Annotated in this window: 20 protein-coding genes and 1 tRNA gene; 11 read left to right on the plus strand and 10 right to left on the minus strand. The window is 68.2% G+C overall.

Going from position 1 to position 21,657, the window contains the following annotated elements; genetic code table 11:
* Window positions 1-198 precede the first annotated feature (198 nt).
* Window positions 199-2,250 (plus strand): prolyl oligopeptidase family serine peptidase, encoded by a 2,052-nt coding sequence (locus CY658_RS30895; protein WP_101493808.1) that lies wholly within the window; start codon window positions 199-201, stop codon window positions 2,248-2,250.
* Window positions 2,247-3,194 (plus strand): arginase, encoded by a 948-nt coding sequence (rocF, locus tag CY658_RS30900; protein WP_101493809.1) that lies wholly within the window; start codon window positions 2,247-2,249, stop codon window positions 3,192-3,194. Before CY658_RS30895 ends, rocF begins: the two co-directional genes overlap by 4 nt.
* A 13-nt stretch (window positions 3,195-3,207) precedes the next feature.
* Here rocF and CY658_RS30905 read toward each other — a convergent pair whose 3' ends face one another.
* Together CY658_RS30905 and CY658_RS30910 are read right to left on the minus strand one after the other, a co-directional pair.
* The gene (locus CY658_RS30905) at window positions 3,208-3,894 is read right to left on the minus strand and encodes a DUF2242 domain-containing protein (protein WP_101493810.1); all 687 of its coding nucleotides are present in this window, start codon (window positions 3,892-3,894) and stop codon (window positions 3,208-3,210) included.
* A 104-nt stretch (window positions 3,895-3,998) separates the two neighbouring features.
* Complete coding sequence (locus CY658_RS30910) at window positions 3,999-5,273, minus strand: Glu/Leu/Phe/Val family dehydrogenase (RefSeq protein ID WP_099793335.1); 1,275 nt, start codon at window positions 5,271-5,273, stop codon at window positions 3,999-4,001.
* 251 nt (window positions 5,274-5,524) lie between these two features.
* Between CY658_RS30910 and CY658_RS30915 the strand changes: the two genes are divergently transcribed.
* Window positions 5,525-5,980: a hypothetical protein gene (locus tag CY658_RS30915; protein ID WP_099793336.1), complete on the plus strand. Its 456-nt coding sequence runs from the start codon at window positions 5,525-5,527 to the stop codon at window positions 5,978-5,980.
* Window positions 5,981-6,123: 143 nt separating this feature from the next.
* A complete protein-coding gene (locus CY658_RS30920) occupies window positions 6,124-6,591 on the plus strand; it encodes an Lrp/AsnC ligand binding domain-containing protein (RefSeq protein ID WP_062478450.1) in 468 nt (155 codons plus the stop codon).
* A 7-nt stretch (window positions 6,592-6,598) separates the two neighbouring features.
* On the opposite strand, the gene CY658_RS30925 is transcribed toward CY658_RS30920, so the two are convergent.
* Complete coding sequence (locus tag CY658_RS30925; RefSeq protein WP_101493811.1) at window positions 6,599-7,300, minus strand: YggS family pyridoxal phosphate-dependent enzyme; 702 nt, start codon at window positions 7,298-7,300, stop codon at window positions 6,599-6,601.
* Window positions 7,301-7,351: 51 nt separating this feature from the next.
* Here CY658_RS30925 and CY658_RS30930 point away from each other — a divergent pair, with 51 nt between their 5' ends.
* The 3 genes from CY658_RS30930 to CY658_RS30940 all read left to right on the plus strand — a co-directional run bounded on the left by CY658_RS30930 (window position 7,352) and on the right by CY658_RS30940 (window position 10,535).
* The gene (locus CY658_RS30930) at window positions 7,352-8,395 is read left to right on the plus strand and encodes a type IV pilus twitching motility protein PilT (protein WP_056576373.1); all 1,044 of its coding nucleotides are present in this window, start codon (window positions 7,352-7,354) and stop codon (window positions 8,393-8,395) included.
* A gap of 29 nt (window positions 8,396-8,424) precedes the next feature.
* Window positions 8,425-9,561, plus strand: coding sequence for a PilT/PilU family type 4a pilus ATPase (locus tag CY658_RS30935; protein WP_101493812.1), 1,137 nt, complete (start codon window positions 8,425-8,427; stop codon window positions 9,559-9,561).
* A 65-nt stretch (window positions 9,562-9,626) separates the two neighbouring features.
* Window positions 9,627-10,535 carry an NAD(P)-dependent oxidoreductase gene (locus CY658_RS30940; protein WP_101493813.1) on the plus strand — a complete coding sequence of 303 codons (909 nt, stop codon included), beginning with the start codon at window positions 9,627-9,629 and terminating at the stop codon, window positions 10,533-10,535.
* 30 nt (window positions 10,536-10,565) lie between these two features.
* Here the strand turns inward: CY658_RS30940 and CY658_RS30945 are convergent, their stop codons facing one another.
* The 3 genes from CY658_RS30945 to CY658_RS30955 all read right to left on the minus strand — a co-directional run bounded on the left by CY658_RS30945 (window position 10,566) and on the right by CY658_RS30955 (window position 12,455).
* The gene (locus tag CY658_RS30945) at window positions 10,566-11,351 is read right to left on the minus strand and encodes a BON domain-containing protein (protein WP_180839091.1); all 786 of its coding nucleotides are present in this window, start codon (window positions 11,349-11,351) and stop codon (window positions 10,566-10,568) included.
* The gene (locus CY658_RS30950) at window positions 11,348-11,998 is read right to left on the minus strand and encodes an SIS domain-containing protein (protein ID WP_099793368.1); all 651 of its coding nucleotides are present in this window, start codon (window positions 11,996-11,998) and stop codon (window positions 11,348-11,350) included. Before CY658_RS30950 ends, CY658_RS30945 begins: the two co-directional genes overlap by 4 nt.
* 85 nt (window positions 11,999-12,083) lie before the next feature.
* Window positions 12,084-12,455 carry a YraN family protein gene (locus CY658_RS30955; protein ID WP_101493814.1) on the minus strand — a complete coding sequence of 124 codons (372 nt, stop codon included), beginning with the start codon at window positions 12,453-12,455 and terminating at the stop codon, window positions 12,084-12,086.
* A 47-nt stretch (window positions 12,456-12,502) separates the two neighbouring features.
* Between CY658_RS30955 and rsmI the strand changes: the two genes are divergently transcribed.
* Complete coding sequence (rsmI, locus tag CY658_RS30960) at window positions 12,503-13,474, plus strand: 16S rRNA (cytidine(1402)-2'-O)-methyltransferase (protein WP_095746992.1); 972 nt, start codon at window positions 12,503-12,505, stop codon at window positions 13,472-13,474.
* Window positions 13,475-13,477: 3 nt separating this feature from the next.
* Here the strand turns inward: rsmI and CY658_RS30965 are convergent, their stop codons facing one another.
* The 4 genes from CY658_RS30965 to CY658_RS30980 all read right to left on the minus strand — a co-directional run bounded on the left by CY658_RS30965 (window position 13,478) and on the right by CY658_RS30980 (window position 15,474).
* The gene (locus CY658_RS30965) at window positions 13,478-14,206 is read right to left on the minus strand and encodes a glutathione S-transferase (protein ID WP_101493815.1); all 729 of its coding nucleotides are present in this window, start codon (window positions 14,204-14,206) and stop codon (window positions 13,478-13,480) included.
* A gap of 88 nt (window positions 14,207-14,294) precedes the next feature.
* Window positions 14,295-14,519: a hypothetical protein gene (locus CY658_RS30970; RefSeq protein ID WP_101493816.1), complete on the minus strand. Its 225-nt coding sequence runs from the start codon at window positions 14,517-14,519 to the stop codon at window positions 14,295-14,297.
* Between the two features lie 163 nt (window positions 14,520-14,682).
* A tRNA-Arg gene (locus tag CY658_RS30975) sits at window positions 14,683-14,757 on the minus strand.
* Window positions 14,758-14,799: 42 nt separating this feature from the next.
* Window positions 14,800-15,474 carry a TetR family transcriptional regulator gene (locus CY658_RS30980; protein WP_101493817.1) on the minus strand — a complete coding sequence of 225 codons (675 nt, stop codon included), beginning with the start codon at window positions 15,472-15,474 and terminating at the stop codon, window positions 14,800-14,802.
* Between the two features lie 179 nt (window positions 15,475-15,653).
* Here CY658_RS30980 and CY658_RS30985 point away from each other — a divergent pair, with 179 nt between their 5' ends.
* From CY658_RS30985 to CY658_RS30995, 3 genes are read left to right on the plus strand one after another with little or no spacing between them, the layout of a single operon-like run.
* Window positions 15,654-16,961, plus strand: coding sequence for an efflux RND transporter periplasmic adaptor subunit (locus CY658_RS30985; protein WP_101493818.1), 1,308 nt, complete (start codon window positions 15,654-15,656; stop codon window positions 16,959-16,961).
* Window positions 16,962-16,976: 15 nt separating this feature from the next.
* Window positions 16,977-20,141 carry an efflux RND transporter permease subunit gene (locus tag CY658_RS30990; protein ID WP_101493819.1) on the plus strand — a complete coding sequence of 1,055 codons (3,165 nt, stop codon included), beginning with the start codon at window positions 16,977-16,979 and terminating at the stop codon, window positions 20,139-20,141.
* Window positions 20,134-21,558 (plus strand): efflux transporter outer membrane subunit, encoded by a 1,425-nt coding sequence (locus CY658_RS30995; protein ID WP_101493820.1) that lies wholly within the window; start codon window positions 20,134-20,136, stop codon window positions 21,556-21,558. Before CY658_RS30990 ends, CY658_RS30995 begins: the two co-directional genes overlap by 8 nt.
* The last annotated feature ends 99 nt before the right edge of the window (window positions 21,559-21,657 follow it).

Consider the following 21,657-nt stretch of genomic DNA (forward strand, 5'->3'; position numbering starts at 1 on the left):
GGATACCGTGGGCATGGCGTTCGTGGGCCTTCGCTTCTTCAGTGTTTCCACCGGGGGAAGGCACGCGCGAGACAGGGGTTTGTCCCAAGCTTTGCGGGGATGCGCGTCCACTTGTAATGAAAAAATCAACGCACTTCGCGGGCCGCAACAACTGCTCACAGGCGGGTGCGGTCACGGGGGCTTCGTACACTGTGCCGCATGACCTCTGCGCACGACAACGACGACAACCTCTGGCTCGAAGACATCGACGGCGAAGCCGCTCTGGACTGGGCTCGCCAGCAGAATGCACGCACCGTTCACACCCATGCGCAGTCGCCCGACTTCCAGGCGATCGAGCAGGGCCTGCTCGAGGTGCTCGACTCGGACGCGCGCATTCCGATGGTCAGCAAGATCGGGCCGCTGTACTACAACTTCTGGCGCGACAAGGCGCACCCCAAGGGCCTGTGGCGCCGCACCACGCTCGCCGAGTACCGCACGCCCGAGCCCGACTGGGAGACCGTGCTCGACCTCGACGCGCTGGCCGCGGAAGACGGCGAGAACTGGGTCTGGCACGGTGCCGACTGCCTGGAGCCTGCCTACGAACGCTGCCTGATCTCGCTGTCGCGCGGCGGCGCCGATGCCGATGTGGTGCGCGAGTTCGATCTGGTGAACATGACCTTCGTCGAAGGCGGCTTCACGCTGCCCGAGGCAAAGAACCACGTCACCTGGAAAGACATCGACCACCTCTACGTGGGCACCGATTTCGGCCCCGGCTCCATGACCAGTTCGAGCTACCCGCGCCTCGTGAAGCAATGGCGGCGCGGCACGCCGCTGTCCGAGGCCGTCACCGTGTACGAAGGCGCGCACGAAGACATGTCGGTGAGCGCCTGGAGCGATCACACGCCCGGCTTCGAGCGCGATTTCGTCTCGCGCCAGATCGACTTCTACGACAGCGAAACCTGGCTGCGCGCGCCCGATGGCACGCTCGCCAAGCTCGACGTGCCCGACGACGCCAACACCGGCGTCACGCGCGAGTGGCTGCTGATCGAGCCGCGCGAAGACTGGACCGTGGCCGGCCGCACCTACACCGCCGGCTCGCTGCTGGCCGCGCGCTTCGACGACTACATGGCCGGCGCGCGCGAGCTCACGCTGCTGTTCGAGCCCGACGACACGACCGCGCTCGACGACTACTCATGGACGCGCCACCACCTCATTCTCAACGTGATGCACGACGTGGTGAACCGGCTCGAAGTGCTCACGCCGCCGGCCGACGGCCTGGGCGACTGGGCGCGCGACAGCCTGGGCGGCGCGCCCGCGCTCTCGTGCGTGGCGGCCGGCGGCATCGACGAGACCGAGAGCGACGACTACTTCCTGACCGTGAGCGGTTTCCTGCAGCCGACCACGCTGTACATCGGCACCCTCGGCCAGGGCGAGCCGCAGCCGCTGAAGCACAGCCCCGGCTTCTTCGACGCCTCGCGCTTTCGCGTGAGCCAGCATTTCGCGACCTCGGCGGACGGCACGCGCGTGCCCTACTTCGAGATCGCCGCCAAGGACCTCGTGGCCGACGGCACGAATCCCACGCTGCAGTACGCCTACGGCGGCTTCGAGATCTCGCTGGAGCCGAGCTACAGCGGCGGCATCGGCCGCTCCTGGCTCGAACGTGGCGGCGTGTACGTGGTGGCGAACATCCGCGGCGGCGGTGAGTACGGCCCGCGCTGGCACCAGGCCGCGCTGCAGGAGAACCGCCTGCGCACCTGCGAAGATTTCGCGGCCGTGTCGCAAGACCTGTTCGCGCGCGGCATCACCTCGCCCGCGCACCTGGGCGCCATGGGCGGCAGCAACGGCGGCCTGCTCATGGGCAACATGCTCACGCTGTACCCGCAGCTGTACGGCGCCATCGTGAGCGAAGTGGCGCTGCTCGACATGAAGCGCTACACGCAGCTGTCGGCCGGTGCCTCATGGATCGCGGAATACGGCGACCCGGAACAGCCCGACGAATGGGAATTCATCCAGACCTTCTCGCCCTACGAGAACGCCAAGGCCGGCACGCCCTACCCGCCCGCGCTTTTCACCACCTCCACGCGCGACGACCGCGTGGGGCCGGTGCATGCGCGCAAGATGCACGCGAAGCTGCTCGCACTCGGGCACGACAGCAGCTTCTACGAAAACATGGAAGGCGGCCACAGCGCCGCCGCGGACAACAAGGCGTCCGCCTTCATGGATGCGCTCGGCTACGCCTACCTCTGGCACCACATCGGGAGACCGACATGAACAGCAGCAGCAGCAGCAGCACCGCCGTCACCGTCACCACCACCCTCGAACTGATCGGCGCACCGACCGACATCGGCGCCAGCGTGCGCGGCGCGGGCATGGGGCCCGACGCGCTGCGCGTGGCGGGCCTGGCCGAGGCACTGGCGGGCCAGGGCTTCACGGTGCTCGACCGCGGCAACCTCGCGGGCCCGGCCACGCCGTGGGCGCCACCCGCCAACGGGCTGCGCCACCTCACCGAGGTGATCGCGTGGAACCGATCGGTCTACGCCGCCGTCGACACCGCGCTGGGCGCCGGCCACGTGCCCGTGATGCTGGGCGGCGACCACTGCCTGGCGATCGGCTCGATCAGCGCCGTGGCCTGGCATGCGCGCCAGCGCGGCAAGAAGCTGCGCGTGCTGTGGCTCGACGCGCACTCCGACGTCAACACCGAGACCACGAGCCCCAGCGGCAACCTGCACGGCATGCCCGTGTCGTGCCTGCTGGGCCACGGGCCCGCGGACCTCACGGGCTGGAGCGGCGAGCCCGCGGCGCTGGCGCACGACGCCATCCGCTTCATCGGCATCCGCAGCGTGGACGACGACGAGAAGAAAGCGATTCGCACGCTCGACCTGACCGTGTTCGACATGCGTCACATCGACGAGAACGGCATGCGCACCACCATGACCGAGGCGCTGCAGGACGTGGACGAGGACACCCACCTGCACGTGAGCTTCGACCTCGACTGCCTTGACCCGGCCGACGCACCCGGCGTGGGCACGGGCGTGCGCGGCGGGCCGACCTACCGCGAGATGCAGCTGTGCATGGAAATGATCGCCGACACCGGGCGGCTCGGCTCGGTCGACGTGGTGGAACTCAACCCCGCGCTCGACGTGCGCAACCAGACGGCCGAGGTGGCGGTGGAGCTCATCGAGAGCCTGTTCGGCAAGTCGACGCTGGTGCGCTGAGCGCGCTGCGTGTTTAGCCGCGGTTCGGCGACGGCGACACCGGGAAGGTGGTGGCGGCGGGGCGCGCAGACGGCTTTGGTGTCTCGTCCGCTGGCGCCGCATCGGCCGGCATGTCCGGGCCGCCGCCCTGCAGGAAGCGCTCGACCAGCGTGAAGAAGCGGTCGTAGAAACGTTCGTCGGTGAGCGTCTGGCTCGCCACCTTGACCATCGCCTCGTTGCTGCCGCCGAAGGGCAGCGAGAGCGAGCCGATGGCGCCCACGCCCAGGCTGGCCGAGTTGCTGCCCTTCTTCAGGCCGTAGCGGTCCTGCAATGCCGTCGCGAAGGCCACGGTGCTGCGTCCGGCCGAAGCGCTGCCGGTCCCACCCTGGCGTGCGCAGACCACGCGGAACTCGACCTCGACGTGCGTCTCAGCCGCGGGCTGGAAGCTCTTGTGCGCGGTCACCAGGTCGGCGTTGGCGGCCGTGACCATGTAGCCCTGGCTCAGCAGCGCGCGGCGCGCGGCTTCGCAGGTCTGCGCCTCGCTGGCGGCGTAGTTGCGCGTGTGGGTGGTGGTCGAGTCGAAGTCTTCGGGCTCGTAGGCCTGGCGCGTGCCCAAGGTGCCGCAGCCGACCAGCAGGAGCACCGACAGCAGGCTCGGGAACAGAAACGCCGGCACGCGGGCCGGCGAAGAGAAGAAAGCAGTAGAAGAGGTGGGGGGCATGGCAGGGCGGAAAGGACACCGGATGCTAACCACCCGGCGGCTTTGCTTCGAGCCCCCGGCGGGCCGGGGGTTCCCGAAGGGCCCTGAAAGCCCCAGAGATCGCGTCAGGGATAGAGGCCGCGTTCCTGGCGCGCCATCAGGATGCGCTCGCAGGCCACCGCATACGTCGCCGTGCGCAGCGAGATCTTGTGCTTGTCGGCCGTGTCCCAGATCTGGTTGAGCGCGTTCATCATGATGCGGTCCAGGCGCACGTTGATCTCGTCCTCGTCCCAGAAGAAGGACGAGAAGTCCTGCACCCATTCGAAGTACGAGACCGTCACGCCGCCGGCGTTGCAGATCACGTCGGGCACGACCAGCACGCCGCGCTCGGCCAGGATGTCGTCGGCCTCGGGCACCGTCGGGCCGTTGGCGCCTTCGAGCACCAGCTTGGCGGTGGTCTTCTTGGCCCGTTCGGCGGTGATCTGGCCTTCGAGGGCGGCCGGGATCAGGATGTCGCAGGCCACATCCCAGAAGTCTTCGTTCGGCACGATGTCGCCGCCGGCCTTGAAGCCGACCACGCCGTCGGTGCGCGAGATGGGCACGAGCTGGGCCAAATCGAGGCCGTTGGTGTTCACGATGGTGCCGGTGTGGTCCTGCACCGCGACGATCTTGGCGCCGGCCTCCACGAAGAGTTCGGCCGCGACCGAGCCCACGTTGCCGAAGCCCTGCACCGCGATGCGCGCGCCGCGCAGGTCCAGGCCCAGGCGGCGGGCCGCTTCACGGCCGGTGACGAACACGCCGCGGCCGGTGGCCTTCACGCGGCCCAGCGAACCGCCCAGGTGCAGCGGCTTGCCCGTGACCACGCCGGTGGCAGTGCCGCCGGTGTTCATCGAGTAGGTGTCCATCATCCACGCCATGATCTGCGCGTTGGTGTTCACGTCGGGCGCGGGGATGTCGGTGTGCGGGCCGATGATGATGCCGATCTCGCTGGTGTAGCGGCGCGTGACCTTCTCGAGCTCTTGCAGCGAGAGCTTCTTCGGATCGACGCGGATGCCGCCCTTGGCACCGCCGTACGGCAGGTTGACGGCCGCGGTCTTGATGGTCATCCAGGCCGACAGCGCCATCACTTCTTCGAGCGTGACGTCGGGGTGGAAGCGCACGCCGCCCTTGCCCGGGCCGCGGCTCATGTTGTGCTGCACGCGGTAGCCCTCGAAGTGGGCGATGGTGCCGTTGTCCATCTCGATCGGCACGTCGACGATCAGCGCACGCTTGGGACGCTTGAGGGTTTCGACCCAGCGCGCCAGCGGGCCGAGGTACGGCACGACACGATCGACCTGCGACAGATAGGTGCCCCAGGGGCTGTTGGCCGTCGGATTGACGAAGGAGAGTTTCTCGTTCATGAAAGATCCCTTGGTTGGAATGGATGGGCGCAACGATATGCCGACTGCGGGCGGTGCGCCATGGCTTATGCATGCCGCGATGGCGGTTATGCAAGAGAAGTTGGAAGGCCCCTTGCGCTGCCGCAAGACGCGGCCCGATGCAGGTGGATACGCACATGACAAAACCGTCATCCAGACGTTATCGACCGCGTGGATGCGCTTCGTACAGTCGTTCTCACCAACCAAGCAACCACCTCAAGGAGTGAACGAACATGAAGCTGTCTTCCACCACCCGCCTGCTGAACACCGCCGCCGTTGCCGCCCTGCTCGGCCTCGTGGCCGCGCCGAGCTTTGCCGGCAACTACGCCGAAGGCGATCCGCGTCCCGCGCCCTTCGCGTCGTCGACGACGCGCGCCGCCGTGACGGCCGACGCCCAGCAGTGGCTGAAGACCGCGCCCACCCAGGGCTACAACGAAAACATGGGCCAGGAGCCCGTCGTCGTCTCGGCCAACAGCCGCGCCGCCGTGGCCGCCGACACCCAACTGTGGATTCGCTCGGGCCTGGCCGCCCAGCAGTCGGGCGAAGCCGGCGCCGACATGTCGCGCCCCGGCTACCGCGAAGCCCAGGCCGCCTACACCAAGCTGCGCGAAGGCCCGGCCTACGGCGCGCTGGTCGACCAGCTCTCGGGCCGCCAGGCCGCCGCACCCGGCGCGCCCACGGTGCGCTGAATGCGGTGACCCACGGCTTTCGGTAGTCCAAACGACTGCGAAAGGGTAGTCCAACGGCATTTCCTTGGTTCTATCTCCTATGGCCGTGGCAAATAGGCCGCATTTTTTGCAGTCGATCGATGTGTGCGCCGGATAATTCTCGAATGCTTGATCTGGACCGCATCGATCTGCGCCTGCTGAAGATCCTTCAGGAAGACGGGCGCATCACCAACCTCAAGCTGGCGGAGGCCGTCGCGCTCTCCCCCACAGCGGTGCTGGCGCGCGTGCAGCGCCTCACGCGCGACGGCTTCATCCTGGGCTACGAGGCCCGCCTCGACCCCTACAAGCTGGGACGCGGCTTCACCGTGTTCGTCGAGGTGCTGCTCGACCGCACCACCGCCAACGTCTTCGACCAGTTCAAGGCCGCCGTGCAGGTGCGCGACGAGATCATGGAATGCCACATGGTCGCCGGCGGCTTCGACTACCTCCTCAAGACCCGCATGGCCGACATGGCCGCCTACCGCGAGTTCGCCGGCACCGTGCTGTGGCAGCTGCCGGGCGTGCGCGAGACGCGCACGTATGCGGTGATGGAAGAGGTGAAGAGCAGCGCGCGCTTGCCGCTCGGGGTCTGAGCCGGCCCTAGGCCGGCTTGCGTGCCCTGCCGCCGAAGATCGCGGTCCCCACCCTGACCATCGTGCTGCCGGCACTGACCGCCGCCTCGAGGTCCCCGCTCATGCCCAGCGACAGCGTGTCCAGCGCGATGCCTGCCGCGCGGATCGCCTCGAACACCGCATGCGCGCGCAGGCAGAGTTCGCGCTGCGCCGCGAAATCCGCCGCCGGTTCGGGGATCGCCATGAGCCCGCGCAGCCGCAGCTGTGGCAAGGCCGCCACAGCGCGCGCGAGCGCCAAAGCGTCTTCCGGCGGCACGCCGGACTTGTTCGCGCCGCCGTCCACGTTGACCTGCAGGCACACCTGCAGCGGCGGCAGATGGGCCGGCCGCTGGGCCGACAGGCGCTCCGCGATCTTCAGGCGGTCGATGCTGTGGACCCAGTCGAACTGCTCGGCCACAGGCCGTGTCTTGTTGCTCTGCAGAGGGCCGATGCAGTGCCATTCGAGCTCCGCGCGCAGGTCGGCCAGCGCGGCGATCTTGTCCAGACCCTCCTGCACGTAGTTTTCGCCGAACGCCGCCTGGCCCGCCGCGTGCGCCTCGCGCACCGCCTCCGGCCCGAAGGTCTTGGACACCGCCAGCAGGCGCACCGCCGCCGGGTCGCGCCCGGCGTCTGTACAGGCCTGGTCGATCCGGGCCCTTACTTGCTGGAGGTCGTCGCCAATCATCGTCATAATCTTCCGAATTCGTATCAAAACGTCACTAAAGCCTGCCCGAGGAGCCCCGTGGACATCACCCAACTGCTGGCGTTCAGCGTCAAGAACAAAGCCTCCGACCTGCACCTGTCGGCCGGCCTGCCGCCGATGATCCGCGTGAACGGCGACGTGCGCCGCATCAACGTCGATGCACTGGACCACAAGGCGGTGCACGCCATGGTGTACGACATCATGAGCGACACGCACCGCAAGCACTACGAAGAGTTCCTGGAGGTCGACTTCTCGTTCGAGATCGACGGCCTCGCGCGCTTCCGCGTGAACGCCTTCAACCAGGCGCGCGGTGCGGCCGCCGTGTTCCGGACCATTCCTTCGAAGATCCTCACGCTGGAGCAGCTCAACGCCCCGAAGATTTTCGGCGAACTCGCACTCAAGCCGCGCGGGCTGGTGCTGGTGACGGGCCCCACGGGCTCGGGCAAGTCGACCACGCTGGCGGCGATGGTGAACTACCTCAACGAGAACGAGTACGGCCACATCCTCACGGTGGAAGACCCGATCGAGTTCGTGCACGAATCGAAGAAGTGCCTGATCAACCAGCGTGAAGTGGGGCCGATGACGCTGTCGTTCTCGAATGCACTGCGCTCCGCGCTGCGTGAAGACCCGGACGCGATTCTGGTGGGCGAGTTGCGCGACCTCGAGACCATTCGCCTCGCGATGACCGCGGCCGAAACGGGCCACCTGGTGTTCGGCACGCTGCACACCTCGTCGGCCGCCAAGACCATCGACCGGATCATCGACGTGTTCCCGGGCGAAGAAAAAGAAATGATCCGCGCGATGCTGTCGGAATCGCTGCAGGCCGTGATCTCGCAGACGCTGTGCAAGACCAAGGACGGCCAGGGCCGCGTGGCGGCGCACGAGATCATGCTGGGCACGCCGGCCATCCGCAACCTGATCCGCGAGGCCAAGGTCGCGCAGATGTACTCCACCATCCAGACCGGCCAGGGTTCGGGCATGCAGACGCTCGACCAGAACCTGACAGAGCTGGTGCGCCGCAATACGATCTCTGCCGCCGAAGCGCGCGGCAAGGCCAAGATTCCCGAGAATTTCCCCGGCTGATTCGAACAGCCACCCGGAGCACAGACATCATGGAACGCGATCAAGCCAGCCAGTTCATCAACGACCTGCTCAAGCTCATGGTGAGCCGCAACGGCAGCGACCTGTTCATCACCGCCGACTTCCCGCCGGCCATCAAGGTCGACGGCAAGGTCACCAAGGTGTCGCAGCAGGCGCTGGGCGCGCAGCACACGCTGGCGCTCACGCGCTCGATCATGAACGACCGCCAGACGGCCGAGTTCGAGCGCACCAAGGAGTGCAACTTCGCGATCTCGCCCACCGGCATCGGCCGCTTCCGCGTGAACGCCTTCGTGCAGCAGGGCAAGGTCGGCATGGTGCTGCGGACCATTCCCGCCAAGCTGCCGACCATCGACGGGCTGGGCATGCCGCAGGTGCTGAAAGACGTGGCGATGACCAAGCGCGGCCTCACCATCCTGGTGGGCGCCACGGGCTCGGGCAAGTCGACCACGCTGGCCGCGATGGTCGACTGGCGCAACGAAAACTCCTACGGCCACATCGTCACGGTGGAAGACCCGGTCGAGTTCGTGCACCCGCACAAGAACTGCGTGGTGACGCAGCGCGAAGTGGGCATCGACACCGACAGCTGGGAAGCCGCACTGAAGAACACGCTGCGCCAGGCGCCCGACGTGATCCTGATGGGCGAAATCCGCGACCGCGAGACCATGGAGCACGCCGTGGCCTTTGCCGAAACCGGCCACCTGTGCATGGCCACGCTGCACGCCAACAGCGCGAACCAGGCGCTCGACCGCATCATCAACTTCTTCCCCGAAGAGCGCCGCGCGCAGCTGCTGATGGACTTGTCGCTGAACCTGCGCTCGCTGGTGTCGCAGCGGCTGGTGCCCACCGAAGACGGCCAGGGCCGCGTGGCAGCGGTCGAGATCCTGCTGAACACGCCGTTGATCTCCGACCTGATCTTCAAGGGCGAGGTGGGCGAGATCAAGGAGATCATGAAGAAGAGCCGCAACCTGGGCATGCAGACCTTCGACCAGGCGCTGTTCGACCTGTTCGAGGGCAACGCCATCAACTTCGAAGAAGCGATCCGCAACGCCGATTCGGCCAACGACCTGCGCCTGCAGATCAAGCTCAACAGCCAGCGCGCGCGCAGCACCGACCTGGCGGCCGGCACCGAGCACTTCGCGATCGTCTGAGGCCAGCACCGCCGGCGCACCGCGGGGCGCGCCGGCTTTCTTTCTTTGGCTTTAAGCTGTCGGCCATGAGCAGCATCAACCCCCGCACCTACGAATCCGTTCCCGCCCAGACGGTGGCCTTTCTCGGCCTCGGCGTCATGGGCGGGCCCATGGCCGGGCACCTGGCCAAGGCCGGCCACACGGTCACGGTCTACAACCGCACGCCCGCCAAGTCGCAGGCCTGGGTCGCCGAGTTCGGCGCGCCGGGCCGCCACGCCCCCACCCCCCGCGAAGCCGCGGCCGGCGCGGACATCGTGTTCTGCTGCGTCGGCAACGACGACGACCTGCGCTCGGTGGTGCTGGGCGATGACGGCGCCCTGGCCGGCATGAAGCCCGGCGCCGTGCTGGTCGACCACACCACGGCCTCGGCCGACGTGGCGCGCGAGCTGTCGAAGGCGGCGCTGGCGCGCGGCCTGCACTTCATCGACGCCCCGGTGTCGGGCGGCCAGGCGGGCGCGCAGAACGGCGCGCTCACCGTGATGTGCGGCGGCGACGCGGCGGTGTTCGAACGCATCAAGCCGGTCGCCATGGCCTTCTCGCGCGCAGTCACGCTGCTGGGCGAGAGCGGCGCGGGCCAGCTCGCGAAGATGGTCAACCAGATCGCCATTGCGGGGCTGGTGCAAGGCCTGTCGGAAGCCATCGCCTTCGGCCAGCGCGCCGGCCTCGACATGGAAGCCGTGCTGGGCGTCATCAGCAAGGGCGCGGCCCAGAGCTGGCAGATGGAGAACCGCGGCAAGACCATGATCGCCGGCAAGTTCGACTACGGCTTTGCCGTCGACTGGATGCGCAAGGACCTGGGCCTGGTGCTCGACGAAGCCAAGCGCAACGGCGCGCGCGTGCCGGTGACGGCGCTGGTCGACCAGTTCTATGCCGACGTGCAGCAGGCCGGCGGCAGGCGATGGGACACGTCGAGCCTCATCATCCGGCTCAAATGAAAAAAGCCCGCGGAAGCGGGCTTTTGTATTTCAGCGGACCGGCGTGGTGGTTGCCCCACCGGCCGGTGCGGGCAGCGGCTCCATCGGCGGCAGCGGCACGCGCGAACCCGAGGAAGCAGCTGGCGCCGAAGGCGTTGCGTTGCTGACGGGCGCCGGGCCCGTGCCGCCGCGCTGCGCGCCGGACTGGTTGGCCGCCTGGCTCGCCGCGAGGTCGGCCTCGCTCACCACCTCGACCACGCGCACCACCTTCGCCACGCCGGTCACGCCGCGCGTGATCTCGGTGGCACGGTCGGTCTCGCGCCGGGTGGCGATGCCCATCAGGTAGACCGTGCTGCGCTCGGTCACGACCTTGAAGGAGTTGGCGAAGATGTCCTTGGCGTCGAGCAGCGAGGCCTTCACCTTGCCGGTGATGTACAGGTCATTCGAGCGGTCCTGGAACGTGCTCGGGGCGCCGATGGTGAGTTCGTTGACCACCGAGCGCACGTTGACGACGCGGCTCACCTCGTCCTCGACGCGGCGGCGGTCGGCGTCGTTGCCGACGGCGCCGGTCAGCAGCACCTGGCGGTTGAAGCTGGTGACGCTCACGTACATGTTGTCGTTGGCGATGTCGCGCACGCGGGCCGCGGCACGCAACTCGATGCCCTGGTCGTCGAGCTGCGCGCCCGAGCTGCGGCGGTCGGTCGCTACCATGCCCACGCCCACCATTGCCGCGCCGCCCACGACGAGCGGCACGCAGGCGGACAGGCCGGCCACCAGAGCGGCGCCGAGGGTGAGCGCCAGAGCGAAACGTTGGGTCGATGCCTTGGTCATGGTCATGAGGAAACTTCCTGTTCTCCGAGTAACTGGGCATCCACGCCGTCGCACAGGCAATGCAGCGCGAGCAGGTGGATTTCGTGAATGCGCGCCGCACGCTCGTGCGGCACGCTGATCTGGACGTCGGTTTCGCGCAGCGCGCGGCCGATCGTGCCGCCTGTGCCGCCCGTGGCTGCGGCACCTGGCGCGGCCGCTGCCAAGCCGGTCGCGGCGTTGCCGAGCAGCGCCACCACCGTCATGTCGCGCTCGTGCGCGGCGAGCACGGCGGCCAGCACCGCGGACGAATGCCCGCTGGCGCTGAGCACCAGCAGCACGTCGCCAGCCTGGCCGAGCGCGCGCACCTGGCGCGCGAAGCGGTCGGCATCGGCGGCCTGCGGGCTGTCGGCCGCCGGGTCGGTGGTGTCGCCGGGCAGCGCGATGGCGCCCAGCTCGGGCCGCTCGCGTTCGAAGCGGCCCACGAAATTGGAGGCGAACTGCGCGGCCAGCAAGCCCGACACGCCGGCCCCGCAGGCCAGCACCTTGCCGCCGCTGGTCACGCAGGCCAGCAGCGCCTGCATCGCTTGAGAGATGGGTTTGCTGAGGACCGGGCCGGTCTGGTATTTGAGGTCGGCACTGTCAATGAAGTGCTGCTGAATCCGTTGCTCGAGCATGGGGCGCGATGATAACTGGGGGTCGTGAAACAAGACGTTGGTGTGGTGGAGCCTTCAGGAAGGCTTCAGTTCCCTGGCGGGTGCGTCAGCCGGCATCGAAGGCGGCTTTCAACCAGGTGATTTTCTCCTCGATCAGCACCACGTCGAAACGGCACGGCGGCAGCGACCGCAACCGACCCAGGTAATGCCGCGCGGCCAGCACGATGCGCCGCTGCTTGCCGGCCGTGATGCTGCCGCCCGCGCCGCCGTGCGAGGCCGCGCTGCGCTGGCGCACCTCGACGAACACCAGCGTGCCGTCGCGCGGATCGCGCATGATCAGGTCGACCTCGCCGCCGCCGCGCCCCGGCGTTCGATAATTGCGCGCGACCGGCACGAGGCCGGCCCGGCGCAGGTGGTCGAGCGCGGCGTCTTCCGCCGCATCGCCGCGATGCTTCGTCGTCGTGGTGCTTGTCGTCATGGCTCCCTGCCCTGTTTTTTGTTTTCGCTGCCCTACGGAGAAACCTCTTGGCTTCACTCGCCCCTGCTTCCTTCGGCGCCGCCCTGCCGGCCGCGCACGACGCCGCGGGCGCGCAGCATTATCCGCAGGGCACGCTGTATGTCGTCGCCACGCCGATCGGCAACCTGGCCGACATCACGCTGCGTGCGCTGCATGTGCTGCAGCTGGTGGACGTCATCGCCTGCGAGGACACGCGCCACACGCAGACGCTGCTGCGTGCCTACGGCATCGACCGCCCCGGCGCGCGGCTGCTCGCGGTACATCAGCACAACGAGGCCGAGGCCGCGCAGGCCGTGGTCGCGCGGCTCGCACAGGGCGAACGCATCGCCTACGTGAGCGACGCCGGCACGCCCGGTGTGAGCGACCCCGGCGCGCGCCTGGCCGCCGCCGTGCGCGCGGCCGGCCAGCGCGTGCTGCCGCTGCCGGGCGCCAGCAGCGTCGTCACGCTCGTGAGCGCGGCCGGGCTCGTGGCCGACGGCGGCGAGAGCAACGCACACAACAGCAGCGCCTTCGTGTTCGCGGGCTTCCTGCCGACCAAGGCCGGCGAGCGCGACACCGCCGTGCAGGCGCTCGCACAAGAGCCGCGCGCCGTGGTGCTGCTGGAAGCGCCGCACCGCATCGAAACCCTGGCACGCGCACTCGCCGTGCTGGGCGAGCGCCGCATCACCGTGGGCCGCGAGCTCACCAAGCAGTTCGAAGAAATCGCCACCGTGGCCGCCAGCGCACTGCCCGACTGGTTCAGCGCCGACCGCGACCGCACGCGCGGCGAGTTCGCCCTGGTGCTGCACCCCGTGGCGGTGAGCGGTGACGGCGGCGCGGAAGGCGAACGCGTGCTGCGCCTGCTGCTGGCGGAACTGCCGGTGAAGACAGCCGTGAAGCTGGCCGCAGAGATCAGCGGCGCGCCGCGCAACACGCTGTATGAGCTGGCACTGCGCATCCGCAACGAAGCCGGCAGCGACGACGACACCGACGGCGCGTAGCCCTCAGCCGTCCAGCTCGGCGTAGCGCCGAAAGATCCCGTCCTCGTTGAACGCGATGCGGCGCGGGCTCTGCAGATAGTCGTGCACGCGCTGGCGCCGCCGGATGTTGGCGTGCAGCTTTGCGACCGACGGCGTCGCGGCCAGCGCCCGCGCGGCGGCTTTCGGAAAAGCGTACTGCAGCCCATCCACCAGCTGGAACAGTGACAGGTCGGCGTAGGTCAGCACGTCGCCGACGAGGTGCAGGTCGCCCGAGGGATTGCGCTGCAGCACCTGCTCGAACCAGTTCAGGAATTTCGGGATGCGTGCTTCGCGGAAGGCCTGTGCACGCTGCAAGGCCGCATCGCGCTGGTCTTCGTAGTAGTCGCCGGTCGAGATCGGGTGGTGGGTGTCGTGCGCCTCGGCCACGGCGTCGGCGATGGTCAGCTGTAGCTGGTGCGTCCACAGGCCGTCGGATTCGCCAATGCCGGCCAGGCCGAGCTTCGGGCCGAGGTACAGCAGGATCGCGGCGGTCTGGCCGACCACGATGTCGCCGTCGATGAGAAACGGCGGTGCGAACGCGGCGCGCGGGTTGTCAGGGTCGCCGAGCCGCTGGCCCAGCGCGGACTCGCCTCCGCCTTGCGACGCGGGCAGCCGCGCGACATCGACGTAGTCGGCGCCCGCCGCCTCGAGTGCGAGTCGCACGAATTCGCCGCGGCCCTGGATCGTGGGCCAGTAATGAAGTTGGTATGCCATGCGGCCATGGTGTCAGGGCCGGCGGGACGCTGCAACCGATGGCCGGTTACGAGGGTGTCAGATCAGGCGACGCAAGCGCGCGGCCGGCTCACCAGAACTTCCACCACGGGCGCGGCGGCTGGCGCAGGGCCAGGGGGCGGGTGTCCAGGTCGGCACTCTGGCTCGGCGGAATCGAATCGCCGAAGCGGCGGCGCATCTCGGCCTCCAGGGCGTGTGCGATGCCGCGGGCCTGTTTCTCGCCGCGCAGCGCGCGCCGACGCCATTCGGCGGCGTGTGCTGCGAGGCTGGTTTCGTCCAGTTCGGAGAGCTCCATATGCGGGGAATTTTTACATGCATGCGTCCGTGTGACGGGGTGCAACGGCGTGTCACTGCCCGGTCACGCGGATCTCCGGATCGGCCTTGTCTTGCAAGGCCAGGCCGGGTCGGGGAAGAAGTGAAAAAACCGGAAGCCCTTGCGGAATTTCCGGTCTTGAAGGTGGTCCCGCCGCCAGGAATCGAACCTGGATCTCAGCCTTCGGAGGGCCGAATTCTATCCGTTGAAATACAGCGAGAGGGGTGCTCCGGAATGCACCGGAGCCACACATTATGGCCTATCAGGCGGGGGCGGTTTCTGCGTCCTGCGCCGTCGGGACGCCACCGGCCGGCGTGCGCGGGAAACCCAGCCCGGCCAGGTAGACGCGGAAGGTGCGCCGGCCAGTGGGCACGAGGTCGAAGGCCGTGGGGTCGAGCAGCCAGTTCTGGATCAGCCCGCCGATGAGCGCGTGCATGCCCTGCGCCGCCATCGCGCCGGGCATCGGCAGCTTGATGCGGGCGCGCCGCGCGGCCAGCCGCAGGGCCTTTTCGAAATCGACCACGCAGGCGTTGCGGGCGTCGAGGTGGCGCTGCTGCACCGAGGCCATGTCATGCGTGTATTCGACCTTGTGGGTCGCGATGTCGAACACGCGCCGCACCTGCAGGTCGGTGACCATGAGCGTCAGCGCGTGGACCATGCCTTCTTCGATCTCGGCCAGCGGGTCGTCGCTGCCGCCGGGCGCCTCACTCTTGGGCGGCGTTTCCAGAGGCAGGATCACGCGCTCCATCATGGCGTTGAACAGGTCAGCCTTGTCCTTGAAGTGCCAATAGATGGCACCCCGGGTCGCGCCGGCCTGCTGCGCAATCTGCTGCAGCGTGGTCTGCGACACACCTTGCGCCTGAAACAACAGCTCCGCGGCATCGAGCAATCGATGCCGCGTTGCCAGTGCTTCTTCCTTCGTACGACGTGCCACCAAGTCTCCTGATTTGTAAAGCGAACGGCCTTTGCGTATCGTGGGGCCATTGCATGGCTGTCACTATACATCCATGAATGTATGTAAACTAGCGCGCTTCTCGGATGGCCCACCTGCCCGTGCTGGTTTACGGATCTCTCCCGCAAAAGCGCCATCTCCCGTCTTCGCACCAAAGGAATCACATGCCTCTTCTGCATGTCTCGCGTCAACCGTCCTTGTCGTTTTCGCCGCGTCTCGCGACCGTGGCCTTCGTCTCCCTCCTGTTCCTGGCCGCTTGCGGCAAGGGCGAGGCCCCGGCCGGACCGGGCGGCGGTGGCGGTGGCGCCCGTCCGGCGCCTGAGGTCGGCGTGGTGGTGGTCAAGCCCACCGACGTGGGCCTCGTGACCGAGCTGCCCGGCCGCCTCGAAGCCTCGCGCATCGCCCAGGTGCGCGCCCGCACGCCGGGCATCCTGCTCAAGCGCGAGTTCCGCGAAGGCAGCGACGTGAAGGCCGGCCAGCTGCTGTTCCGCATCGACCCCGCACCGCTGGTGGCCGCGACGCAGAACGCCCAGGCCGCACTGGCCCGCGCCGAAGCCAACGCCGTGCAGGCCAAGGCACTGGCCGACCGCTACAAGCCGCTGGTCGAGGCCAACGCGGTGAGCAAGCAGGAATACGCGACGGCCGTGGCCTCCGCCAAGACGGCCGAAGCCGACGTGGCCGCCAACCGCGCGCTGTTGCAGACCGCCAAGATCAACCAGGGCTACGCCGATGTCACGTCGCCCATCGCGGGCCGCATCGGCCGCGCGCTGGTCACCGAAGGCGCACTGGTCGGCCAGGGCGATGCCACCGAGCTGGCCGTGGTGCAGCAGATCAACCCGCTGTACGTGAACTTCACGCAGTCGGCCTCCGACGTGCTCAAGCTGCGCCGCGCCGTGGCCGCCGGCCAGTACAAGCGTGCCAGCGGCGAAGAAGCCGCGAGCATCCGCGTGGTGCTCGAAGACGGCACCGACTACGGGCAGGACGGCAAGCTGCTGTTCTCCGACCTCACGGTCGACCCGACCACGGGCCAGGTCACGCTGCGCGCCGAAATTCCGAACCCCAAGGGCGAGCTGCTGCCCGGCCTGTACGTGCGCGTGAAGCTCGAGCAGGCCCAGGTGACGAACGCCATCACGGTGCCGCAACAGGCCGTCACGCGCACCCAGCAGGGTGACCACGTGACGGTGGTCGCCGCCGACGGCAAGCTGAGCCAGCGCACCGTGAAGATCAGCGCCGCCAAGGACAACCAGTGGGTGGTGCTCGACGGCCTGAAGGCCGGCGAACAGGTGATGGTCGACGGCTTCCAGCGCCTGCAGATGATGCCGCCCGGCACGCCCGTGAAGGCAGTGCCTTGGCAGAAGCCGGCGCCGAACGGCGCGGCTGCACCAGCGGCTGCTGCACCCGCGGCACCGGCAGCGTCTGCTGCCGCGGCACCCGCCGCCAGCCCGGCTTCGGCCCCGGCTGACAAGAAGTAATCAGGAGCGCCTCGCATGGCCAAATTCTTTATCGACCGACCGATCTTCGCGTGGGTGATCGCACTGTTCATCATCGTGGTGGGCGGTGTCGCCATCACGCAGTTGCCGATCTCGCAGTACCCGCCGGTGGCCCCACCGGCCATCGTGATCAACGTCGCCTACCCCGGTGCGTCCGCGCAAACGCTCGAGGACAGCGTGCTGTCCGTGATCGAGCGCGAAATGAACGGTTCGCCCGGCCTGATCTACATGGAATCGGTGGCCCAGGCCGACGGCACCGGCGCCATCACCATCAGCTTCGAGGCCGGCACCAACGAAGACCTCGCGCAGGTGGACGTGCAGAACCGGCTCTCGCGCGCCACGCCGCGGCTGCCCTCGGCCGTGACGCAGCAGGGCGTGCGCGTCGACAAGTCGCGCAACAACTTCCTGCTGTTCGCGATGCTGTCTTCGGACAACCCCGACTTCGACCCGGTGGCGCTCGGTGACTACGCCGCGCGCAACATCGTGCCGGAACTGCAGCGGATCGACGGCGTGGGCCAGGCCCAGCTGTTCGGCTCCGAGAACGCGATGCGCATCTGGATCGACCCGGCGAAGCTGCAAGGCTTCAACCTGTCGTCCAACGACGTCAACACCGCGATCCGCGCGCAGAACGCCCAGGTGGCTTCGGGCACGCTCGGCGACCTGCCGAACATTCCCGGCCAGGCGATCTCCGCCACGGTGACGGTGAACGGCCAGCTCAACAGCGTCGAGCAGTTCCAGAACATCGTGCTGCGCGCCAACACCGACGGCTCGACCGTGCGCCTGAAAGACGTGGCGCGCGTCGAACTCGGCGGCCAGAACTACGCCACCTCGGCGCGCCTGAACGGCGTGCCGGCGGTCGGTATCGGCGTGCAGCCCACGCCGACCGGCAATGCGCTGAAGTCGGCCAAGGCCGTGCGCGCCAAGATGGCCGAGCTGGAGCGCTACTTCCCCAAGGGCGTGAAGTGGGACATTCCGTACGACAGCTCGCGCTTCGTGCAGATCTCGATCACCGAAGTGGTGAAGACGCTGTTCGAAGCCATCGCGCTGGTGTTCCTGGTGATGTTCCTGTTCCTGCAGAACTGGCGCTACACGATCATCCCGACGATCGTGGTGCCGATTGCGCTGCTGGGCACCTTTGCCACGCTGCTCGCGCTGGGCTTCTCGATCAACGTGCTCACCATGTTCGGCATGGTGCTGGTGATCGGTATCGTGGTGGACGATGCCATCGTGGTGGTGGAGAACGTCGAGCGCATCATGAGCGAAGAGGGGCTGTCGCCGCTCGACGCCACGCGCAAGGCGATGCAGCAGATCTCGGGCGCCATCATCGGCGTGACCGTGGTGCTGATCTCGGTGTTCGTGCCGCTCGCGTTCTTCGCGGGTTCGACCGGCAACATCTACCGCCAGTTCTCGGCGGTGATGGTGGCCTCGATCGGCTTCTCGGCCTTCATGGCGCTGTCGCTCACGCCGGCGCTGTGCGCCACGTTGCTCAAGCCGGTGGAAGCCGGCCACCACCATGAGAAGCGCGGCTTCTTCGGCTGGTTCAACCGCGGTTTCTCGCGCACGGCCAAGGGCTACGAAGGCTTTGTCGCGCGCATCCTGCGCCGCGCCGCTCGCTACCTCGTGATCTACGCCGCGATCATCGGCGCCGTTGCGTACTTCTACACGCACCTGCCGAGCTCGTTCCTGCCCGAGGAAGACCAGGGCAACATCATCGTGAACGTGCAACTGCCCCCGGGCGCGACGCAAGAGCGCTCGCTGTCGGTGATGCAGCAGGTCGAAGGCTTCATCCTGAAGCAGCCTGAAGTGCAGAGCATCGTGAGCGTGATGGGCTTCAGCTTCTCGGGCCAGGGCCAGAACGCAGGCCTCGCCTTCGTGACGCTGAAGGACTGGGAAGAGCGCAAGGACCCGGCCCACTCGGCCAGCGCGCTGGCCGGTCGTGCCTTCGGTGCGCTGTCGGGCATCCGCGACGCCTTCATCTACCCACTGAGCCCGCCGCCGATTCCCGAGCTGGGCAACGCCAGCGGCTTCAGCTTCCGGCTGCAAGACCGTGCAGGCGCAGGCCACGAGGCGCTGATCAATGCGCGCAACCAGCTGCTCGGCATGGCCGGGCAGAGCAAGATCCTCGCGCAGGTGCGCCCTGACGGCCTGGAAGACGCGCCGCAGCTCGAGATCGACATCGACCGCGACAAGGCCAACGCCCTGGGCGTGAGCTTCGACGCGATCAACAGTGCGCTGTCGACCTCGCTGGGTTCGAGCTACATCAACGACTTCCCGAACCGCGGTCGCCTGCAGCGCGTGGTGGTGCAGGCCGATGCGCCGGCACGGATGCAGCCGGACGACCTGCTGCGCCTGAACGCCGTCAACACCAAGGGCCAACCGGTGCCGCTGTCGGCTTTTGCGACCACCAAGTGGGTCTCGGGTGCCACGCAGACCGTGCGCTACAACGGCTACCCCGCCATCCGCATCAGCGGTGACGCGGCGCCGGGCCAGAGCACGGGTGCCGCCATGGCCGAGATGGAAAAGCTCGCCGGCCAACTGCCGCAAGGCTTCGGCTTCGAGTGGACCGGCCAGTCGCGTGAAGAAAAGCTCGCCGGCTCGCAGGCCATGATCCTGTACGGCTTCGCGATCCTGGCGGTGTTCCTCTGCCTGGCCGCGCTGTACGAGAGCTGGTCGATCCCGCTGTCGGTGATCCTGGTGGTGCCGCTGGGCGTGCTGGGCGTGCTGGTGGCGACGATGCTGCGCGCCTATTCCAACGACGTGTACTTCCAGGTGGGCCTGATCACGATCATCGGCTTGTCCGCGAAGAACGCGATTCTGATCATCGAGTTCGCGAAAGACCTGCAGGCGCAGGGCCGTGGCGTGGTCGAGGCCGCGCTCGAGGCCGCGCACCTGCGGTTCCGTCCCATCATCATGACCTCGCTGGCCTTCGGCCTGGGCGTGCTGCCGCTGGTCCTGGCTTCGGGCGCAGGCTCGGCAAGCCAGCGTGCCATCGGCACCGGCGTGCTCGGCGGCATGGTGACCGGCACGGTCCTGGCCGTGATCTTCGTTCCGGTGTTCTTCGTGGTGGTGCGCACGCTGTTCAAGGGCAGCGCGCGCCAACGCGAAGCCGACAAGCGGCATGCGGCCGCAGCCGGCATCACGGGAGACCAAACACATGACTAAGAAACCTCTGATTCCTACCGTGCTGGCAGCCGCGATGCTGCTGGCGGGCTGCTCGCTGATTCCGACCTACGAGCGCCCCGCGGCGCCGGTGCCGACCACCTTCCCGGGCGACCCGGCGCAGCCGTCGGGCCAGGCCGCGGCCGCCCTGCCCTGGCAGGACTTCTTCACCGACCCGCGGCTGGCGGGCCTGATCCAGACGGCGCTGGCGAACAACCGCGACCTGCGCGTGTCGGTGCTCAACATCGAGCAGGCACGTGCGCAGTTCCAGATCGAACGCTCGGCGCTGTTCCCGGCGCTCGGCCTCACGGGATCGGGCTCTCGCTCGAGCCCCAACGCCTACCAGGCAATCGATCCGACGCAGGGCAGCGTGGCCTCGCAGTACAGCGTCAACTTCGGCTTCACGGCCTGGGAGCTCGACTTCTTCGGCCGCATCCGCGCGCTGAAGGACCAGGCGCTGTCGCAGTACCTGGCCACCGAAGAGTCGCGCAAGGCCGCGCAGATCAGCCTGATCGCAGCGGTCGCCAACGGCTGGCTCACGCTGCTGGCCGACGACGAGCTGCTCGAGATCACGCGCCAGACCATGGTCACGCGCGACGAGTCGGTGCGCCTGACCAAGCTGCGCTTCGACAACGGCGTCTCGTCCGAGATCGACTTCCAGGCCGCGAATTCGCAGGCCGAGACCGCGCGCGCCGCCTATGCGCAGCAGCAGCGCGCCCGCCTGCAGGACGAGAACGCACTCGCCCTGCTGCTGGGTGCCCCGGTGCCGGCCGAGGCCACTGCCGGTGGTGCCAAGGGACTCGCGGGCATCCGCCCGATGGCCGACGTGCCGGCCGGCCTGCCCTCCGACCTGCTGACCGAGCGGCCCGACATCCGCGCGGCCGAGCAGCAGCTGATTGCGGCCAACGCCAACATCGGCGCGGCGCGCGCGAACTTCTTCCCGCGCGTGTCGCTGACGAGTTCCATCGGCACCGCGAGCAGCGAGTTCTCGAACCTGTTCGATCGCGGCACCAAGGCCTGGAGCTTCGCGCCCACGGTCACGCTGCCGATCTTCGATGCGGGGCGCAACATCGCGGGGCTCAACTCGGCCAAGGCCGGGCGCGAGATCGCCGTGGCGCAGTACGAGAAGTCGGTCCAGACCGCCTTCCGCGAAGTGGCCGATGCACTCGCGGGCCGCGCCACGCTGGGCGAGCAGGCACGTGCGCAAACCGCGCAGGCCGACGCCGAGGCGGTGCGCTACAAGCTCTCCGACCTGCGTTATCGCAACGGCATCGCCAGCGCGCTCGACCTGCTCGACGCGCAGCGCTCGCTGTTCACGGCGCAGCAATCGGCCGTGGCCACACGCCTGCTGCAGCTGCAGAACCAGGTCACGCTGTACAAGACGCTGGGTGGCGGCTGGGCCACACGCAACAACGGTTGAGACACCTGCGCGTCCGATATGGAGAGGTCAATTGCCCGCGCGGGCAAAGGGCCTCTCTATAATCGCCGGTTGGTTAGAAAAAGCCCCCGACGAGCCCCC

The organism is Variovorax sp. RO1, assembly GCF_002849325.1.
Taxonomy (GTDB): domain Bacteria; phylum Pseudomonadota; class Gammaproteobacteria; order Burkholderiales; family Burkholderiaceae_C; genus Variovorax.

What these genes read in the sequence shown, in the direction of transcription:
- CY658_RS30895 (WP_101493808.1), top strand. Translation starts at nt 199, where the DNA reads ATGACCTCTGCGCACGACAACGACGACAACCTCTGGCTCGAAGACATC.
- rocF (WP_101493809.1), top strand. Translation starts at nt 2,247, where the DNA reads ATGAACAGCAGCAGCAGCAGCAGCACCGCCGTCACCGTCACCACCACC.
- CY658_RS30905 (WP_101493810.1), bottom strand. Translation starts at nt 3,894, where the DNA reads ATGCCCCCCACCTCTTCTACTGCTTTCTTCTCTTCGCCGGCCCGCGTG.
- CY658_RS30910 (WP_099793335.1), bottom strand. Translation starts at nt 5,273, where the DNA reads ATGAACGAGAAACTCTCCTTCGTCAATCCGACGGCCAACAGCCCCTGG.
- CY658_RS30915 (WP_099793336.1), top strand. Translation starts at nt 5,525, where the DNA reads ATGAAGCTGTCTTCCACCACCCGCCTGCTGAACACCGCCGCCGTTGCC.
- CY658_RS30920 (WP_062478450.1), top strand. Translation starts at nt 6,124, where the DNA reads ATGCTTGATCTGGACCGCATCGATCTGCGCCTGCTGAAGATCCTTCAG.
- CY658_RS30925 (WP_101493811.1), bottom strand. Translation starts at nt 7,300, where the DNA reads ATGACGATGATTGGCGACGACCTCCAGCAAGTAAGGGCCCGGATCGAC.
- CY658_RS30935 (WP_101493812.1), top strand. Translation starts at nt 8,425, where the DNA reads ATGGAACGCGATCAAGCCAGCCAGTTCATCAACGACCTGCTCAAGCTC.
- CY658_RS30940 (WP_101493813.1), top strand. Translation starts at nt 9,627, where the DNA reads ATGAGCAGCATCAACCCCCGCACCTACGAATCCGTTCCCGCCCAGACG.
- CY658_RS30945 (WP_180839091.1), bottom strand. Translation starts at nt 11,351, where the DNA reads ATGACCATGACCAAGGCATCGACCCAACGTTTCGCTCTGGCGCTCACC.
- CY658_RS30950 (WP_099793368.1), bottom strand. Translation starts at nt 11,998, where the DNA reads ATGCTCGAGCAACGGATTCAGCAGCACTTCATTGACAGTGCCGACCTC.
- CY658_RS30955 (WP_101493814.1), bottom strand. Translation starts at nt 12,455, where the DNA reads ATGACGACAAGCACCACGACGACGAAGCATCGCGGCGATGCGGCGGAA.
- CY658_RS30965 (WP_101493815.1), bottom strand. Translation starts at nt 14,206, where the DNA reads ATGGCATACCAACTTCATTACTGGCCCACGATCCAGGGCCGCGGCGAA.
- CY658_RS30970 (WP_101493816.1), bottom strand. Translation starts at nt 14,519, where the DNA reads ATGGAGCTCTCCGAACTGGACGAAACCAGCCTCGCAGCACACGCCGCC.
- CY658_RS30985 (WP_101493818.1), top strand. Translation starts at nt 15,654, where the DNA reads ATGCCTCTTCTGCATGTCTCGCGTCAACCGTCCTTGTCGTTTTCGCCG.
- CY658_RS30990 (WP_101493819.1), top strand. Translation starts at nt 16,977, where the DNA reads ATGGCCAAATTCTTTATCGACCGACCGATCTTCGCGTGGGTGATCGCA.
- CY658_RS30995 (WP_101493820.1), top strand. Translation starts at nt 20,134, where the DNA reads ATGACTAAGAAACCTCTGATTCCTACCGTGCTGGCAGCCGCGATGCTG.